This is a genomic window from Bacillus haikouensis (assembly GCF_013179555.1).
In the GTDB taxonomy this organism is placed as follows: Bacteria; Bacillota; Bacilli; order Bacillales; family Bacillaceae_B; genus Rossellomorea; species Rossellomorea haikouensis_A.
Genome location: NZ_JABMCR010000001.1, coordinates 23,667 through 42,122, shown reverse-complemented (window position 1 = coordinate 42,122; position 18,456 = coordinate 23,667). Strand labels below are relative to the sequence as shown.

Genomic DNA, 18,456 nt, shown 5'->3' with positions numbered 1-18,456 from the left:
ATTAAATTTCTTAAACAAACGTTTGATTAACACCGGTAATCCCTTGATACGTAAGGGCTCGTCATGTTAAACAATCGTTTAAATGGTTTACTCTCTATTTTTAGCAAAAATGATGATTACAATCCAATATTTCGCTTTGAAATTTGGATATGGTTTATGAATCGATTTTATAAAAATAAAAAAACCTGACCCTATAAGAGATCAGGTTTTGTATTATATCGCAACGATTGCAGTTGTTAGAACAAAGAATAATACAGCCAGCACGATTGTGATCCGGTGTAATACCAAGTCGATACCGCGTGCTTTCTGTTTACCGAATAGCTGTTCTGCACCACCAGAGATGGCCCCTGAAAGTCCAGCACTCTTACCTGATTGAAGTAAAACAATGGCGATAAGTGCGATTGAATCAATGATAAGTAAAGTGACTAATAAAGTGTGCATGAGTCCCACCTCCTGATACGAACATTACAACATTATTAGTTTACCATAGGGTGTGGGCGCGGACAAGGTAATATTCGCATAATTGTGGAAAGTATTGGTGTTTAAACGAATTGGCGGAGAATTGGGTTGGGCAGGTGTGGTTGGATTGGATAGAGATCCTGATTCCGTATGGGGTTATTTGTTAAAATCAGCATATATCGGCAAGTCAGCATATATCTTACGAACCTGAGTCATATTCTATAGAGGTTTATACATGAGTATGGTCGCGAATCGAAATGAAACCGACTTACATAAGGATTTGGACAGCTGAAACGGACAAACAATGGTTAGATTGGGAAGTGTCGACGGTGTTCTAGGATTGATGAAAGATTAGAATAATTCTAAGTGGCTTGAAAAATGAAAAAAGTGGCACGATTCCCTATCCTCAAAAGAATTTTCCATCTTCCAGACACATGCCGCGCCTCCTAACCAGGCTTTTAAAGATAAAATTGATTTTTTTCAGCTGAAATTCAGGTTTTACAATTGAAATTGATCAAAATATTAAACGTCTCTCCGTTATGTTGATCCCCCAAAACTTTGACCGAGCGCTCAGTCACGCCGAAAGCTACTCAACAAACAACCATTCAAAGATATACCTACCTGCACAAAACAAAAACAGCCCCGTTACACAACGGGGCTGTTTCTAATCACTAAGCAGTATTCATTTAGCGCTTTACGTTATAAAAAGTTTTCACACCAAGGTATTGTGCAGTGTGTGCCAATTGGTCTTCGATGCGAAGCAATTGGTTGTATTTCGCTACACGGTCTGTACGTGATGGTGCACCTGTTTTAATTTGGCCGGCATTTGTCGCTACTGCGATGTCAGCGATTGTGCTGTCTTCTGTTTCACCTGAACGGTGAGAGATGACTGCAGTGTAGCCGGCGCGCTTTGCCATTTCGATTGCGTCGAAGGTTTCTGTAAGCGTACCGATTTGGTTTACTTTAATCAGGATTGAGTTACCGATTCCCTGCTCGATTCCTTGTGCAAGTTTGCTTGTATTTGTAACGAACAGGTCGTCACCGACAAGCTGTACTTTGTTACCGATACGGTCAGTCAGAAGTTTGAAACCTTCCCAGTCGTTTTCGTCAAGTCCGTCTTCGATTGAGATGATTGGATACTTGTCACACATTTCAGCATACCAGTCAACCATTTCAGCTGATGTACGAACAACGCCTTCACCTGAAAGATGGTATTTACCGTCATCTTTGTTGTAGATTTCAGAAGCTGCTACGTCCATCGCAAGAAGGATTTCTTCTCCAGGCTTGTAACCTGCTTTTTCGATTGCTTCGATGATTGTTGAAAGGGCTTCTTCATTCGATTTAAGGTTTGGAGCGAATCCGCCTTCGTCACCTACAGCTGTGTTGTAGCCTTTAGACTTAAGAACTGATTTCAGGCTGTGGAAGATTTCAGCACCCATGCGAAGTCCTTCTTTGAAAGTAGGAGCTCCTACAGGCATGATCATGAATTCCTGGATATCCACGTTGTTGTCAGCGTGCTCTCCGCCGTTGACGATGTTCATCATTGGAACTGGCAGCTGCTTGGAGTTGAATCCGCCAAGGTATTGGTATAATTCCACTCCGAAGAAGTCAGCTGCTGCACGAGCGACAGCCATGGATACACCAAGGATTGCATTCGCACCCAGTTTACCTTTGTTTTCTGTACCGTCAAGTGCGATCATCGCCTGGTCGATTGCCACTTGCTCCGTTACGTCAAAACCGATGATTTCCTCAGCGATTTCGTTGTTCACGTTATCAACTGCTTTTTCTACCCCTTTACCAAGGTAGCGGTCTTTGTCTCCGTCACGTAGTTCAACTGCTTCGTATTCACCTGTGGATGCTCCGGATGGAACAAGTGCGCGTCCGAAAGCACCTGATTGAGTGTAAACTTCTACTTCGATTGTTGGATTTCCGCGTGAGTCCAATACTTCGCGAGCGTATACGTCTGTAATAAATGGCATAAAAATAACTCTCCTTTATAGTTAGGTTTTTATAAAAAAGTACTTTATAGTTCCGCATTTGATTTCCGTGCAAGACTTCGCTTTCCGCGGGTAGCCCGTAAGCCTCCTCGTCGCTGCGCTCCAATCAACTGCTGGAAAGTGTATAACAAACTATTTTTTAATCAGTGATTTCCCCGTCATTTCTTTCGGTTGATCCACGTTCAGAAGTTCAAGCATCGTCGGTGCCAGGTCTCCGAGGACCCCGCCGTCACGCAGTTCGATTCCTTCTTTTGTCACGATGACTGGAACCGGGTTCGTGGTGTGGGCGGTCATCGGTGTTCCTTCTTCGGTGAGCACTTCATCCGCGTTGCCGTGATCGGCTGTGATGATGGCTGTTCCGCCTTTTTTCTCAATGAGGTCGATGATTTTGCCGAGGCATTCATCGACTATTTCGACTGCTTTGATTGTTGGTTCAAGCATCCCGGAGTGGCCGACCATGTCAGGGTTGGCAAAGTTCAGGATAATGGCGTCCTGCTGATCTGCTTCAATCTCCGCAAGAAGCGCATCTGTTACTTCATACGCACTCATCTCCGGCTGAAGGTCATATGTTGCCACTTTGGGAGAATTGATCAGTATCCGTTTTTCTCCCGGGAATTCATTCTCACGGCCTCCGCTCATGAAGAACGTGACGTGAGGATATTTTTCTGTTTCGGCAATACGAAGCTGTTTCAAGCCGTTTTGAGATAATACTTCGCCAAGTGTGTTATCCAGATTCGTCGGTTTGAAGGCAACAAAGCCGTCAACCGTTTCACTGAACTTCGTCAGGCAGACGAAGTGAAGGTGTTTCGGATGTTTTTCACCGCGGACGAAATAACGGAAGTCTTCGTTTGTAAATGTATTCGAGATTTGGATGGCGCGGTCTGGACGGAAGTTGTAGAAAATAACGGCATCTTCGTCCTTGATCGTTCCAACCGGTTCTCCATTTTCTTTGGTGATGACAGAAGGAATGACAAACTCGTCGTAGATTCCTTGTGCATATGAATCTTCGATCAACTGTTTTGGATCTGTATATGTCGGTCCTTCGCCGTATACCATGGCACGGTAGGATTTCTCTACACGCTCCCAGCGCTTGTCGCGATCCATTGAATAATAGCGTCCGGAAATCGTGGCGAATTGACCTACGCCGATTTCTTTCATTTTCGCTTCAGCTTCTTCAATGAATTTTGGTGCTGTCTGCGGGCCGACGTCACGTCCATCAAGGAATGCATGAACGTATACATTTTCTACGCCTTCTTGAGCAGCCAAGCCCAGGAGTGCGTACAAGTGTTCAATATGACTGTGAACTCCGCCGTCTGACAGCAGACCGAAGATGTGAAGGTCTGTTCCTTTTTCTTTCGCGTGGTTAATGGCATCAAGAAAGGTTGCATTCGTTTCGAATTTCCCTTCGCGGATCGCCATGTTCACGCGGGTCAGACTTTGGTAGACAACGCGGCCGGCCCCGATGTTCAGATGTCCCACTTCGGAGTTACCCATTTGACCTTCCGGAAGACCCACCGCTTCGCCGCTTGCTGTTAATTGGTTATGAGGGTATTTGTTCCAAAGACGGTCAAAGTTCGGTTTATTCGCCTGTGCAACAGCGTTTCCCTCTTTTGTATTACGACATGCAAACCCATCTAAGATGATTAATGCTGTTGGTGACTTACTCATGAGAACCTGCCTCCAGTAGTTGCAGGAACGATTGAGGTTCCAGGCTTGCGCCGCCTACCAGAGCACCATCGATATCGGATTGAGCCATGTATTCTTTTATGTTGTTCGGTTTTACACTGCCGCCGTATTGTACACGTACAGAGTCAGCAGCGCTTTCTGAAAATTCACTTGCGACCACTTGACGGATGTGGGCGCACACTTCGTTCGCATCTTCTGCAGTGGAAGATTTGCCTGTTCCGATTGCCCAGATAGGTTCGTAAGCAATAACAGTCTGCTTCACCTGGTCTTCAGTCAGACCGGTAAGTGCCTGCTTCACTTGAGAACCAACCAGATCTTTCGTTTCGTTGTTTTCGCGCTGTTCCAATGTTTCACCGACACACACGATAGGAGTCAGACTGTGTTTGAAAGCAGCCAGTGTCTTTTTGTTTACAGAATCATCTGTTTCATTGAACATTTCACGGCGTTCGGAGTGACCGATGATTACATACTTCACGCCTAAGTCAGCCAGTGCAACAGGACTTACTTCACCTGTAAATGCTCCGCTCTCTTCGAAGTGCATGTTTTGGGCACCGATTTCAACTTTTGTATCTTTCGTCTGTTCTGCCAGGTTTTCAAGGAATAGGGCTGGGGCACAGATGACAGAGTCAACTTTGTCTGTGTCTGGTACTAATCCTTTTACTTCTTCTGTAAAAGTTTTCGCTTCTGTTGCCGTTTTGTGCATTTTCCAGTTACCTGCAATAATGGGCTTACGCATAACCTTCATCCTTTCTCAACTATATTGGTTTGGTGCTGAATTACTTGCCGTTAAGGGCCACAACACCAGGAAGTTCTTTCCCTTCCATGAACTCAAGTGATGCGCCTCCGCCTGTGGAGATATGACTCATCTTGTCAGCATAGCCGAACTTTTCGACTGCTGCTGCAGAGTCACCGCCGCCGATAACAGAATATGTATCTGTCGCATCGGCCAACGCCTCAGCTACGGCTTTCGTTCCGTTTGCAAATGTGTCTAATTCGAATACACCCATAGGTCCGTTCCAGATGACAAGCTTGGAATCCTTGATTGCCGCTTGGAATAATTCCCTTGTCTTAGGACCGATATCAAGTGCTTCCCAATCAGATGGAATAGAATCGATATCTACTTCTTTCGTATTTGCATCGTTTGAGAAGTCATCAGCAACGACCACATCAACAGGCATAAGGAAGTTAACGCCTTTATCTTCAGCTTTCTTCATGAATTGCTTGGCCAGGTCAATTTTATCTTCTTCTAATAGGGATTTCCCTACCTCGTGGCCCTGTGCTTTCACAAATGTGTAAGCAAGTCCGCCGCCAATGATCAGGTTGTCCACTTTATCTAATAGGTTATCGATGACACCGATTTTGTCTTTTACTTTCGCTCCGCCTATGATGGCTGTGAATGGACGCTCTGGAGTTGATAAAGCTTTGCCTAATACTTCAAGCTCTTTCTCCATTAGAAGACCTGCTACAGCCGGAATGTGTTTTGCCACTCCTTCAGTTGAAGCATGGGCACGGTGGGCTGCACCGAATGCATCGTTTACGTATAAATCTGCCAGTGCCGCGAATTCTTTCGCAAGCTCAGGGTCATTATTCGTTTCTCCTGCATAGAAACGTACATTTTCAAGAACCAATACATCCCCGTCAGTCATTTCGCTGATCTTGGATTGTACAGCTTCTCCATACGCTTCGTCTGTCTTTGCAACATCTTTTCCAAGTAACGTGGAAAGTCGTTCCGCAACAGGGGTCAAACGAAGTTCTTCTACTACTTCACCCTTAGGCCGTCCCAAGTGACTCGCCAGGATGACTTTCGCACCGCCTTCTACTAAATACTTGATTGTTGGAAGTGCAGCTTGGATACGGGTTTCATCCGTGATTTTGCCTTCGGACATCGGTACGTTGAAGTCCACTCGGCAAAATACGCGTTTCCCTTTTACATCAACATCTTTGATTGATTTCTTATTCATCGTAAAAGGCCTCCTTTAGTGTTTCTCTTCAGTTTGAAAGAAATGCAAGAATAGAATGAGAAAAGGGAGTGGGGAATCTTCCCCGCTCCCCTTCATCCCTTTTCATTATAGTTGGTGGGACAGAAATTATCCATCCTCACCATTTTTATAATGTAAATTTTACGTTAATGTCGGATTAAAGACCTTTAGAAGCAATGTAATCAACAAGGTCAACTACACGGTTTGAGTATCCGCTCTCGTTATCATACCAAGAGATGACTTTTACCATGCTGTCTTCCATTACCATTGTAGATAATGCATCGATTGTTGAAGAAGCCGGGCTTCCGTTGTAGTCAGTTGATACTAATGGCTCTTCGCTGTATGCAAGTACGCCTTTAAGATCACCTTCAGCAGCTTCTTTGAACGCAGCGTTTACTTCTTCAGCTGTTACGTTCTTGTCAAGCTCAGCTACTAAGTCCACTAGAGAAACGTTTGGAGTTGGCACACGTACCGCTCCGCCGTTTAGTTTACCTTTTAATTCAGGAAGTACTAGTGATACAGCCTTAGCAGCACCCGTAGTTGTCGGGATGATGTTTTCTGCTGCCGCACGAGCACGACGGTAGTCTTTATGCGGTAAGTCAAGAATTTGCTGATCGTTTGTGTAAGAGTGGATGGTAGTCATCATTCCACGCTTGATTCCGAACTTATCGTTAAGAACTTTAGCGAATGGCGCTAAGCAGTTTGTTGTACAAGATGCGTTAGAGATTACATTGTGGTTATCCGCATCGTACTTATCTTCGTTAACACCCATTACGATTGTGATGTCTTCATCCGATGCAGGAGCTGAGATGATTACTTTCTTAGCACCAGCTTCAAGATGTTTCGCAGCGTCAGCACGCTTCGTGAAGCGGCCTGTAGATTCTACTACTACTTCTACGCCAAGATCTCCCCAGCCAAGTTGAGCAGGGTCGCGTTCTGCAAGTACTTTCACTTTTTTATCGCCGATCACAAGAGTGTCACCGTCAACTGTTACTTTCTCTTCAAGAGTGCCGTGAACCGTGTCATATTGTAAAAGGTGAGCAAGCATGTTTGCATCAGTTAAGTCATTAACTGCCACTACCTCTACGTTGTCGTTTTTAAGTGCAGCACGGAATACGTTACGTCCGATACGTCCAAATCCGTTAATACCAATTTTCGTTGCCATAATACTATTTCCTCCTTTAGTGTGTGTAAGGATGATTTTTTATATTTCAAAAGGACTCAGCCTTTTAAAAGCTCTTTCGCAGCTCCTTCATCGGTGATCAAGATCGTTGAAGAGGGAGCCCTTTTCAGATACGCCCGTATCGCTTTCGCCTTCGAGCTGCCGCCAGCAACAGCAAATACATGTTTGATATCTCTCAGATCTTCAAGCTGGAGTCCAATGGTCGGCACTTTATGTACCACTTCCCCCGACTCATTGAAGTAATACCCGAATGCTTCACCGACAGCATTTCCTGCGGTGATTTTTTCAATATCATCCGGTGACGTCTTCCGTCTTTCTGCCATTGTAATAGCATCTCCAATACCATGAAGAACCATGTTGGCTGACTGGATTAAATTTAGAACCTCTTTAATCATCGGTTCCGTTAAAAAGGACTTGTAAACTTCTTTACTAACCTGATCGGGAACATACAACACGCGATGGCGCATGCCTGTATGCTCTGCCATCTTCGCGCAGATCGTGTTGGCCTGGTTCTTCACATCTTCCCCGATTCCGCCCCGTGCAGGAACAAACAAGGTGTCGGATCCGGAAAAGTCGGGTGTCAGCATTTCTGCGACAGCCGCCATGGTCGAACCGCCAGTCACAGCGATGATATTATTCCCCTCAAGGCGCTGTTTCATACTATAAGCTGACGCACGCCCCAATTCTTCTTTTACCCAAGGAGACTCATCACTATTCCCCGGAACGATGACAATTTCATTAAGATTGAGTAAAGACTGTAACCTCTTCTCCATTTCATTGATTCCCGTGATCTCTCTCATCATGTTTTCAATACTTTCCAGTAATTTCATGCCATCTTCTGTCATGACCATCCCGGATGTCTTGATCGAAATGAGATCCTGATTCTTCAGGAATTCAACTTCACTTCTCAGCACCCGTTCCGTCAGTCCGAGGTTCTGCGCGAGACTCCTGCGGCCAACCGGCTGTAAGAATTGAATCGAACGGAGAATTTGATGCCTCTTTTGCATAACTTCAAGCAGGTCTGGTAATAATCGCTTTTGTATATCAATAATGGATTCCATTGGTAAAAGCTCCTTACATGGAAGTGAGTGACTGCGTCTTTATTGTATTTCCACAAGCATCCAGCCTGTAAACAGGGCTTTCATCCTTTGCGGAAATACGATGGACTTTAAAAGTCCCGCATAGACATATTATGTCCCACTACCTCCAAAAAAATTCATCCCTGCTTTCATCGTTCATTCTATCAGTATGGAAATCGTAATTCAACTAGAAACTACTGAGTTTTTTCATGTAAACGCTTACTGAGTGTAAAATAGTCGATTTGCCCGTACTGGATGATTTCTCCGTCGTATTCGACCACAGGAATCATCAAACCGAAACGTTCAGTCAATTCATCGCTTTGGTCGATATCTTTTTCGAGGATGTCGAATTTCAGGTCGTCCTGAACGAGTTTGAGGTTGAGTTTGGCGTCGGTGCACAGATGACACTGGTTTCGTGTGTAGAAGATGACTGGGTTCATTGAAATGGTCCTCCGTTGGGTAATGATTTGTCGGGTTGGCTGCAGTTGATGGGTGTTACCTGGTACATTTCTGGTTTGGTGCGGTTTGGTGTACCTGGTACAAATTGCGTTTATTGTACCAGGTACAATCGGGATGGTTTGTACCTGATACAACTGATACTACTATATATGATGATCGGGTCCAAATGGTATAGGCGTGCATCCAACCGGCGAATTTTTTCCGGTCATTCATACCGTTTTCTCATTGTCGACGATGAAATCCCGAGCTGATCACGGTATTTGGCGATCGTCCGGCGTGAAACATCGTACCCCTTATCGATTAACATGTTCACGATTTTCTGATCGGAAAGGGGTTTTTTCTTATCTTCTTCCTCCACAAGACGCTGGATCTCATTTTTGATCGAGGTGGAGGAAGCTGCTCCGCTATCTTCCATATTGACAGATTTTATCGCAGCACTGAAGAAATATTTCATTTCAAAGATGCCAAAGGGCGTCTGCATATACTTCCCCTTCACGGCACGGCTGATCGTTGATTCATGTACGTCCGCTTCCTCAGCCACTTCTTTTAACGTCAGGGGCTGTACGGCAGCGGGACCAGTCAGGAAGAAAGACTTCTGCTTTTCGACGATCAACTTCCCTACTTTTAACATCGTCTGTTTGCGCTGCTGCAGGCTCTGAAGCAGCCACTGAAATTCCTGGTCCTTTTCCCGCAGGTAGCTTTTAACTTCCTTATCGGGATGATGCTCAAGGAGATCCTTGTATTCATCATTATAATTCACTTTGACAATCGTTCCGTCAAATAAGGAGACCGCTACTTCGTTGTCTCCAATTACTTTCACCATCAATTCAGGGACGATGTAACGAACGGATCCGTCGCTGTATATGGCGCCTGGACGGGGATGGCAGCGTTTAATGTGGTCTGCGGCTTTCTGGATATCCTTTAGATCAACCTTTATTTCTTTCGCGATCCGTTTCCACTTTTTCGCTGCAAAGTCTTCAAAATGCTCATTGATGATCACCAGTGCTAAATCAGAAGAAGGCTTGCGCTGTAATTGAAGGGAGATGCACTCCTGAAGAGAACGTGCTCCGATCCCTGCTGGCTCTAATTCATGCAGACTAGTAATATAGTGTTCCAGCTGAGACATATGCAGACCGTTCCGGTTAAGGAAGTCCTCCAGCTCAATACGCAAATAACCGTTCTCATCCAAGCTGTACAGCAGGTCTTTCATGACCTTCAAATCAAACGAAGAAAGCGATTTCAAATCTAATTGAACAAAAAGATGCTCCGCAAGCGTTTTTTTCGAAACTGATAGATATTCTGTGAAATCGTGCGTTTCCTTATTATTATATTGGTAAGACTCTCTTCGGTTGGGAGTGTCCTGTATTGGTTCTTCTAATTGTATGAGGGGGTTCTCCAATGCTTTCGATTCAAGGAAAGCATTCAGTTCCATCGCAGAATATTGGAGGATGGTGATGGCTTGGGAAAGCTGTTGTGTCATTTGAAGTTTCATTTGCTGCTTCTGCCATAATCCTGTGTTCAAATTCATACTTCTAACCTCCTCCCTTCATTTTACATGAAAATGGGGGTTTCGTTAATGGGAATTTACTGGGTAACGAATGGAGGAAAGGAAAAAAGAAAAAATTCCTTACACTTCATAGATTTTTAGTTGAGATCAATATGCTGACCGTGGTTACTCCATCTATATTGATTATTCCAGTACTCTAAATTTTTTAATAGTATATGGGAGAAAACTGCGGTAAGTTCTTAAGCTTTTTTGTGATTTATATTATTTTTTCTGGACTTAAGTTATGTATATTAGTCAAAATTGATTTCTTCATTTTAGTATGTTTTAGCTGATGACTTTATTAAGTTATCCGCCATAAGTGCACATCCTAATTCGTTTTAGACGTTCTCTTTTCCTATACGGACACTCCATTGAAACGCAAATTAGCTTTCAGAAATCCCAAAAGTGGTTTTATGCTGAGCGTAGCTTGTGTTTGTTTTCTACTCCGAAGGCTCTGTCTACCCATATTTTTTTGTTGTCCCCCTTATTATTATATAGAGTACACAATTGTTTCTTTCTTTTTACTTTTGTGTACTAAGAACGGAGGGGCAATCTGAACAGTCTTCACAGTCGTAAACTTTGTATTCCCACTTAAACCCGTTACGACCGTTTCGATGAGAAAAGTAACGGACCGTTATTCATTTTCACTCCCGGCATGTGAACGAATCGTCTTCTTCATTATAATACGAATTCGCTATATGAAATTATTCATTCTTCCTTAAGCTCTTCATGATCTCTTTGCGATAGGTATTATAGGCATGATGGCGTCGTTTCCAATTCTCCAAGACTTCTCCTTCTTGTAAAGTTGCCGGACCCCGATTGATGGCTACAGTTTGCAATAGAGGTCCCGATTTGTTTCATGACGTCATCAAAAAAGAAAGTTTTTGAAATAAATAAAAATGAAGCATAATTTTAATTATCCAAACAAATGGAAGTTCAGATATTACCTTACTTTGCAACTTAGAATGTCCTAAATTTTAATTCCGAGCTTTTCAATTTAAAATATAAAGTACAAAAAAAGCAGCTTGGCACCTGTTTTGAGTCAAGCTACTTCTTTAATATTTTTATTTAATTATTTATATTACTAACTTTATAGCTTGTTTCTGATAATGTTATCTCCTTTTCGATTTCAGATATATCTTTTTTATAAGTTTCTTTTGCCATTAGTGTAGCAATTGTCGATATAATAGCAATAATCATTAGATAAATTGCCACGTACCACGGTTTACCATCATTCCAAGCTAATAAAGAAGTGGCGATTAGTGGTGTGAACCCCCCCAAAGCTGCCGAGACTTGGTAAGCTATAGATAGTCCGCTGTATCTGACGTTAGTTCCAAACATCTCTGTGAAAAATACTGACTGAACGCTAAACATCATTGTCGGTCCTACCACATATCCTAATACGACAGCGAGCCAAATTATGAAAGTTACTTCTGTGTTTAGGAGCATAAAGTAAGGAACCGAGAAAATAACTAAAAATAAGGTGCTTATCAAATAAACAGGTTTTCTACCAATTCGATCTGATAAAGCTCCAAAAACTGGACAAGCAATTATCCCAACAGCAGCAGCCACAAATATTGCATTTAAAGCTACACTTTCTGGTAAGCCCAATTGAGTACTTACATAAGCGATCGCAAAGGCATTCAATAAATTGGAAGAAACAGTTTCTCCTAGACGTGCACCTAACGCAATAAAAATGGCTTTAGGATATGTTTTAATTAATTCAAGGATTGGAAGTTTTGCTTCTTTTCCTGTATCTTTCACTTCCTGAAAAGCAGGGGTTTCTTGAATATTCAAACGGATAAAAGTACCGACAAATAGCAATATTATGCTAATCAAGAATGGGATTCGCCATCCCCAAGAGAAAAACGCCTCGTCAGGAAGCATGGAAACTAAGGAAAATACGCCAGTGGCTAGAAGTAGACCAGTAGAAGTTGCGGATTGAAGTAAACCACCCCAAAACCCACGTTTATTTCGAGGAGAGTGTTCTATAACTAATAGTGCGGCCCCGCCGTATTCCCCACCAAGACCAAATCCTTGTATAATCCTTAGGAACACTAACAGAATAGGTGCCCAAATACCTATATTTTCATACGTTGGTATGACACCGATTAGGAAAGTAGCCACCCCCATTAACATCATAGTTATAACTAGAATTTTTTTTCGTCCTATTTTGTCCCCATAATGGCCAAAGATAACCCCGCCGATAGGTCTGGCTAAAAAACCAATGGCAAACGAAGCAAACGAAGCAATAGTTCCTATCAGAGGGTCTTCATTAGGAAAAAACAATTTATTAAATACTACCGCAGCAGCAATACCATATAAAAAGAAATCATACCATTCCATTAAAGCCCCGACAAAACTTGCCATCGTGACCTTTTTCATCGAAATTGCATCTTGATTACTCATACAATTCACTCTCCTTTAGACATATTAATTATGGCTTTCACACGTGCTTGAGTATTTTTAATGGTAGATTCGTATGCATCATTGACTTCGTGGTATCCGTAATCATCTTCCATAACAATAGCTTCATATAAGGATCTCTTCTTAGTGCTTAAAATGTCTATAGCTTGTTTCAAGTCTTGTTTTGTGTACATTTGACTACCTTTGACTGAGATCTCATAAGGTAGTAATGAGAATACAGGAATTTCATGTTCTTTATGAAATGTACTAACGATAATAATTTCAGCAGCAGCAGGTTTATAACTTAATAAACTTTTTAGCAATTCAATATTGCCAGTACATTCAAAAAAAATAGGTCTATGATTAGAACAAAGGATAAGATCCTCGACTTTTGTATACACCGAAAAACCTAAAGACAAGGCTAAGTCGATCCTTTTCTGATTAATTTCAATAAATGAAACGTTTACATTAAATTTATCTCGAATATAGATTCCAGTAAGTAATCCTATAGTTCCAGCACCAGTAATAATTACATCCTGGTGCGAGTTTAAGTTTGCAAGTTTAGCTGCATGAATAACAACTCCTAATGGCTCGTATAAGATGCCTGTTCTTAAAGAAAAGTCTTTACTTAGAGGCAAAATATTTTCTCTAGGGACCGCGATTACTTGTGATAGGCCCCCTTCCTTTTGAAACCCAATTACTGTTCGAGATAAACAGATATTGGTTTGGTCCATTTGACAATGCTCGCAAGTACCACAACCAATTAGAGGGTTAATAGCCACAGGTACATTGGCCGGGAAATGGTGATTCCCATTTAAAATAACCCCTGTACACTCGTGCCCTAATATGGCAGGAGGTTTTACTTTCGGATGAGACCCTAAGTAAACGTGCAAATCTGAACCACATACACCAACGAATTTCGTACTTACCAGTACCTCATTAGGCTTTGGGATTGGTATTTCTTTTTGTTTAACCGCAAATTTTTCAACATTTTCTAATTCAGCAAAAGAAATAATAATTAACACCTCCGTAAATAATGTACTTACATAATTATGATTGTGTAAAGGTAACAACCTTTGTTAATATGTTAAATTATAAACTTAACTATTGCAATTAGAATTTTCAAAAAATTCTTGCGAAGTTAAACATTACTATGTTTTAATAAATATAATGATCTTTAATTCATTTACTTAGGAGCAGATAATATGAAAAAACACATAGTTATTGGTCAAGCGGGCGGCCCTACATCTGTTATGAATGCTTCCCTCATAGGATTGATAGAAAAAGTATATAAAGATCATAAATTAACATTTTCAGTTGGAGGATATGAGGGGCTTGCATATGCAAACTTTATTGATGATTCCATCAAAAACATTGAAAAAATAAAACAATACAAACGAGTTCCAGGTTCTTGTTTAACATCGGGACGTTTCAAGATAGAAGAATCAACTATTGTAAGTGCTTGTCAAAACCTTAAGAAGATCAGTGCGGATGCTTTAGTGATGATTGGTGGCAATGGGTCAATGAAAGCTTTGCAATTGATCGGATGCTATGCTAAAACCTTCAACTTGGACTTACAAACCATCGGTATACCCAAAACAGTGGATAATGACTTAGCAGGTACCGATCATGCTCCAGGATTTGGTAGTGCTGTGAGATATGTTGCTCAATCTGTTAAAGACATTGGCTACGATTTAGCCTCTATGCAAAACTTTGAACAAGTTCGAATTATTGAAACAATGGGGAGAAATGCCGGATGGTTGACTGCAGGAGCCGGGTTATATAAACAATATGGATTCGAAGCTCCACACACGATTTTATTACCTGAAACTCAAGTGGATTCCCGTCAAGTTTTAGATGAGATAAAAAAAACGATCGAGCTTTATGGATATTCCATTGTTGTAGTCAGTGAAGGTGTTAATTGGGAGCATAATCAATATAGACAACTTGTAAATGGCAGAGAAGTTTTAGGTGGGGTAGCTCGAAATATTGTAAAAACGATACAAAACAATCTTCAAGTACATGCTCGTGCAGAAATCCTGGGTATGAATCAACGAAGCTCATCTATTTTTGTTTCAGAACAAGACTTTTATGAGGCAGAAAATGCAGGAAAATATGCAGGTATATTAATAAATGAGGGACGCACAGAAGAAATGGTGACAATTGAGCGAATCAGTACTGCCCCTTATCATGTTAAAATGGGAGGTATATCATTAACTACGGTAGCGAACGGGGGAGAAAAAGTAATGCCTAAAGAATTTATTAAGAATAGAGATAAATACTACGAGTGGTTATCACCCCTTGTAGGTCCTGAGAATTATCTATCTCCTCCTTCATTATTTAGAAAGGAAGAAAAATATGCCTCATCCTTCCATCAATCATAAAAAAAGCGAATCATTGTATCTGCAAGTTAAAAATGTATTAATGGATCGAATTGAATCAAATCAATGGAAACCAAATACTTTAATTCCTACTGAGCAAGAGCTTATCGATGAGTTTGAAGTGAGTCGAACGACTATTAGACAAGCTGTCAACTTATTAGTACAAATGGACCTCTTAGAAAAAAAACAAGGGCACGGCACAGTCGTTAAAAATCAGAAGTTAATGGGGAGCTTGGGACGATTAAAAGGATTTGCTGAAGAGGTTTTGGAAAAAGGAAAAACCCCGAGGTCTAAATTAATACGTCAAGAAATTCGTGATGACCTTTTTCATGAGAAAGCAGCGTTGGGAATTAGTGAAAATGATTCTTTGGTGTTAATCGAACGTATTCGTTTTGCAGATGACATTCCAATAGCTCTGGAAAGAAGTTGTTGGCCTTTAGCTATTGGGAAGAATTTAATAAAACATAACCTGAATCAAGCGAAATTTTATGAAATTCTAGAAGATGAGGGGGTTTACTTACATAAAGCTAAAGAAATAATCAAAGCCATAAATGCAACTATTGATGAAGCAGATCTTTTAGGTATTCGTCCAGGTGAATCGTTATTAGAAATGAATCGAATTAGTTATAGTATCAGTGATCGACCTGTAGAGTATACAAAAACAAAATATAGAAGTGACCAATATTATTATGATATTGATTTGACGAGATAAGGAGGACTTCAAATGTCATTTATTGATGGAAAAACGTTATTATATCATGCTTATGAAAATAAATATGGCGTAGGTGCTTTTAGTGCTCATAATGCGGAAACAGTTCAAGCTATCATTGAAGCAGCAGAGGAATTAAGGTCCCCTGTGATGATTCAAGTTGGCCAAAAAGTCATCCAAACTTTAGGCATGGAACCTATGAAAGCATTAATTGATTGGTATGGGAAGCAAACAGAAATCCCCGTTTGTATTCACCTTGACCATAGCCGTAAATTAAGCCAAACCTTAAAGGCAATACAATTATCCTTTCAATCTGTAATGTTTGATGGTTCCTCTTTATCGTTTGAAGAGAATGTAGAAATAACGAAATATGTCGTTAAAACAGGGAACGAACTAAACATAGGGGTAGAAGGAGAAATCGGAAAGATTGGTGGCACAGAAGACGATATTACAGTAGATGAAAATGAGGCTTTAATCACAGGTGTGGAAGAAGCCTTAGCTTTTACTGATGCTACGAATGTTGATTATTTGGCAGTTTCTATTGGTACCGCTCACGGGATTTATCAGAGAGAGCCTCACATTCGTTTTGATCGGCTTGAAGAAATTTCAAAAGAAGTGCAGCGTCCAATAGTCTTACATGGAGGCTCTGAGGTTCCTGACCATCTAGTACAAAAAGCCATATCTTTAGGAATATCCAAAATTAATGTCGATACAGAATTGCGACAATCATTTACTCAGGGTGTACAAGAGTATTGGAATGAAAACCCTAAAGGAATTGTACTGGCAGATTCCCTTGGGGCTGGAAAAGAAAAAATGAAGGATAAAGTAAAAGAAAAAATCAAAGTATTCGGAAGTGAAGGACAAGCAGACCATATTAATTACTTAAATAGATCATATCATTATAATCTATAGGGAGGTATCTTTAGGATTGAATCAATACCACAAACAAAAATTAAACTTTATTCTTGAAATTAGAATATACAGAATCCATTAATCAGCTGTAGAATCAGGTAAGGGAATTTCCCTTATCTCGAGAGCAGCAATTCAGAAGGAGATCCTTTTAAACAGCCTTGAATTAAAGATTAAATTTAACAAGATCTTTGCAGCCATTTGTATGATTAAGATCAATCCATAAATAGGTGAATTCACCGAAAATTCGTTGCCGATTACTATCAAAAGGAGAACAGTATTTCATTGGATAACGTCCGGAATAGTTTTCTGAAATTATAGTTCTTGGCTTCCTGCAGATATATTTCGTTTGATTAAAGAGGCTGGGACAAAACTAATAAACCACGATATAAAGACAAACATTTCAGCGTATGTTCTTAATACCGCTAATGATTTCCGTGCAAGACTTCGCTTTCCGCGGGTAGCCCGTGAGCCTCCTCGTCGCTTCGCTCCTGTGGGGTCTCACATAAGCTACTCTCCCCGCAGGAGTCTTCGTCTTGCACTCCAATCAACCGCTGGAAAGTGCTAAAACTTAAGTGTACATTGAACAAAATAATAGCCCGAACTAATTTGCCTGTTAGAAGGCAGTTTAGTTCGGGTTTTACTTAGACTAAAACACCTTTGTCCCAGCCTCATGATTACTGAAATTCACTCTATAAAAATTAATAAATCACAAGAAAGATTCATTAGCCTAATCTTCCTTGTGATTGAACAGTGGTAACCTTATTTAAATTTGTTTAGACGGTTAGGATTTCACGAAGTGCTTGTTTTGAAAAGTGCGGTAGATGGCTGCTGCATCATTATCCCCTAAGTTAAGCTGCTGAGCTTCTTGAAAGTGTTTTAATGCTAGTTTACTAAACTCAGCATAACTATCTAAAGATTCAGCCATACGTATCCCTAGACGTACATCTTTTTCAGCTAAATTTACTGAAAACTTTGCCGTGTATCCATCACTTAACATTAGTGGCCCTCTTAAATGTAGTTGTGCTGAATCTGCCCCCGTACCATGCATTAATTCTTTAAATTGATCTAGTTCGATACCTGATTGTTTTGCCAATTGAATACCTTCGCTAAGAATTGCTAAGTTGGTCATACCTACCATATTGCTGATCAATTTAAAAGCCGTAGACTGCTCCACATCCCCTAAATATGCTGGATCGCCTATCTTTTCTAGAATATATTTATAAGCTTCGTAGACTTCACGTTTCCCACCAACATAAATAGGTTCTGTCCCTTCTTCTGCCTGGGCTGGACCTTTACCTAAAGGACAAGCTAGAAAATCGACATTATGATTCTGGGCTTCCTCTGCAATTCTCCGTGCAGTTTCTGAATCAATTGTACTTACATCAATTAATAAAGCACCAGCTTTCATTACCTGAAGGATGTTGTCTTTATCAATTGTTAAATCGAGCAAATGATTTGGTAAGGGTAAACTTGTAAAAATGACATCGGCTTCTAAGGCAATTTCTTTAGAAGATGTAACGCTTGTGCCCCCTACTTCTAGTACTATTTTTTCAACTGCTTTGGAGTTAATGTCATAAAGTAAAGTGTTATAACCTGCTCGAATTAAGTTCTTGGCCAATCCACTTCCCATTTTACCTAAACCTATAAATCCTATTTGCAT

16 protein-coding genes are annotated in these 18,456 nt (G+C 41.0%); 4 read left to right on the top strand and 12 right to left on the bottom strand.

From position 1 onward, the window contains the following. Positions 1–213 precede the first annotated feature (213 nt). Complete coding sequence (secG, locus tag HP456_RS00215; RefSeq protein ID WP_172247996.1) at positions 214–441, bottom strand: preprotein translocase subunit SecG; 228 nt, start codon at positions 439–441, stop codon at positions 214–216. Between the two features lie 97 nt (positions 442–538). Between secG and HP456_RS25270 the strand changes: the two genes are divergently transcribed. Beyond that, on the top strand, positions 539–670 hold the full coding sequence (locus HP456_RS25270; protein WP_281357922.1) for a hypothetical protein: 132 nt from the start codon (positions 539–541) through the stop codon (positions 668–670). A 475-nt stretch (positions 671–1,145) separates the two neighbouring features. On the opposite strand, the gene eno is transcribed toward HP456_RS25270, so the two are convergent. From eno to HP456_RS00165, 10 genes are all read right to left on the bottom strand, one after another. Then, positions 1,146–2,438: a phosphopyruvate hydratase gene (gene eno / locus HP456_RS00210; RefSeq protein ID WP_172247995.1), complete on the bottom strand. Its 1,293-nt coding sequence runs from the start codon at positions 2,436–2,438 to the stop codon at positions 1,146–1,148. Between the two features lie 150 nt (positions 2,439–2,588). Beyond that, positions 2,589–4,124, bottom strand: a complete 1,536-nt coding sequence (gene gpmI, locus HP456_RS00205) for a 2,3-bisphosphoglycerate-independent phosphoglycerate mutase (protein ID WP_172247994.1) — start codon at positions 4,122–4,124, stop codon at positions 2,589–2,591. After that, positions 4,117–4,878, bottom strand: a complete 762-nt coding sequence (gene tpiA / locus HP456_RS00200) for a triose-phosphate isomerase (protein ID WP_172247993.1) — start codon at positions 4,876–4,878, stop codon at positions 4,117–4,119. Before tpiA ends, gpmI begins: the two co-directional genes overlap by 8 nt. 40 nt (positions 4,879–4,918) lie before the next feature. Further along, complete coding sequence (locus HP456_RS00195) at positions 4,919–6,103, bottom strand: phosphoglycerate kinase (RefSeq protein WP_172247992.1); 1,185 nt, start codon at positions 6,101–6,103, stop codon at positions 4,919–4,921. A gap of 175 nt (positions 6,104–6,278) precedes the next feature. Then, positions 6,279–7,286, bottom strand: a complete 1,008-nt coding sequence (gene gap / locus HP456_RS00190) for a type I glyceraldehyde-3-phosphate dehydrogenase (RefSeq protein ID WP_172247991.1) — start codon at positions 7,284–7,286, stop codon at positions 6,279–6,281. 56 nt (positions 7,287–7,342) lie between these two features. Then, positions 7,343–8,365 (bottom strand): sugar-binding transcriptional regulator, encoded by a 1,023-nt coding sequence (locus HP456_RS00185; protein WP_172247990.1) that lies wholly within the window; start codon positions 8,363–8,365, stop codon positions 7,343–7,345. 212 nt (positions 8,366–8,577) lie between these two features. Then, positions 8,578–8,823, bottom strand: coding sequence for a glutaredoxin family protein (locus tag HP456_RS00180; protein WP_172247989.1), 246 nt, complete (start codon positions 8,821–8,823; stop codon positions 8,578–8,580). 224 nt (positions 8,824–9,047) lie between these two features. Then, positions 9,048–10,370 (bottom strand): RNA polymerase factor sigma-54, encoded by a 1,323-nt coding sequence (gene rpoN, locus HP456_RS00175; RefSeq protein WP_172247988.1) that lies wholly within the window; start codon positions 10,368–10,370, stop codon positions 9,048–9,050. Positions 10,371–11,456: 1,086 nt separating this feature from the next. Next, a complete protein-coding gene (locus HP456_RS00170; protein WP_172247987.1) occupies positions 11,457–12,797 on the bottom strand; it encodes an MFS transporter in 1,341 nt (446 codons plus the stop codon). A 5-nt stretch (positions 12,798–12,802) separates the two neighbouring features. Then, positions 12,803–13,819: a zinc-dependent alcohol dehydrogenase gene (locus HP456_RS00165; protein WP_172247986.1), complete on the bottom strand. Its 1,017-nt coding sequence runs from the start codon at positions 13,817–13,819 to the stop codon at positions 12,803–12,805. Between the two features lie 180 nt (positions 13,820–13,999). Here HP456_RS00165 and HP456_RS00160 point away from each other — a divergent pair, with 180 nt between their 5' ends. From HP456_RS00160 to HP456_RS00150, 3 genes are read left to right on the top strand one after another with little or no spacing between them, the layout of a single operon-like run. Beyond that, positions 14,000–15,178, top strand: a complete 1,179-nt coding sequence (locus HP456_RS00160) for a diphosphate--fructose-6-phosphate 1-phosphotransferase (protein WP_172247985.1) — start codon at positions 14,000–14,002, stop codon at positions 15,176–15,178. Then, positions 15,153–15,887, top strand: a complete 735-nt coding sequence (locus HP456_RS00155) for a GntR family transcriptional regulator (protein WP_172247984.1) — start codon at positions 15,153–15,155, stop codon at positions 15,885–15,887. The genes HP456_RS00160 and HP456_RS00155 overlap by 26 nt, the downstream gene beginning before the upstream one ends. A 12-nt stretch (positions 15,888–15,899) precedes the next feature. After that, positions 15,900–16,796 carry a class II fructose-bisphosphate aldolase gene (locus HP456_RS00150; protein WP_172247983.1) on the top strand — a complete coding sequence of 299 codons (897 nt, stop codon included), beginning with the start codon at positions 15,900–15,902 and terminating at the stop codon, positions 16,794–16,796. A gap of 781 nt (positions 16,797–17,577) precedes the next feature. Here the strand turns inward: HP456_RS00150 and HP456_RS00145 are convergent. Continuing rightward, positions 17,578–18,456, bottom strand: coding sequence for an NAD(P)-dependent oxidoreductase (locus HP456_RS00145; RefSeq protein WP_172247982.1), 879 nt, complete (start codon positions 18,454–18,456; stop codon positions 17,578–17,580).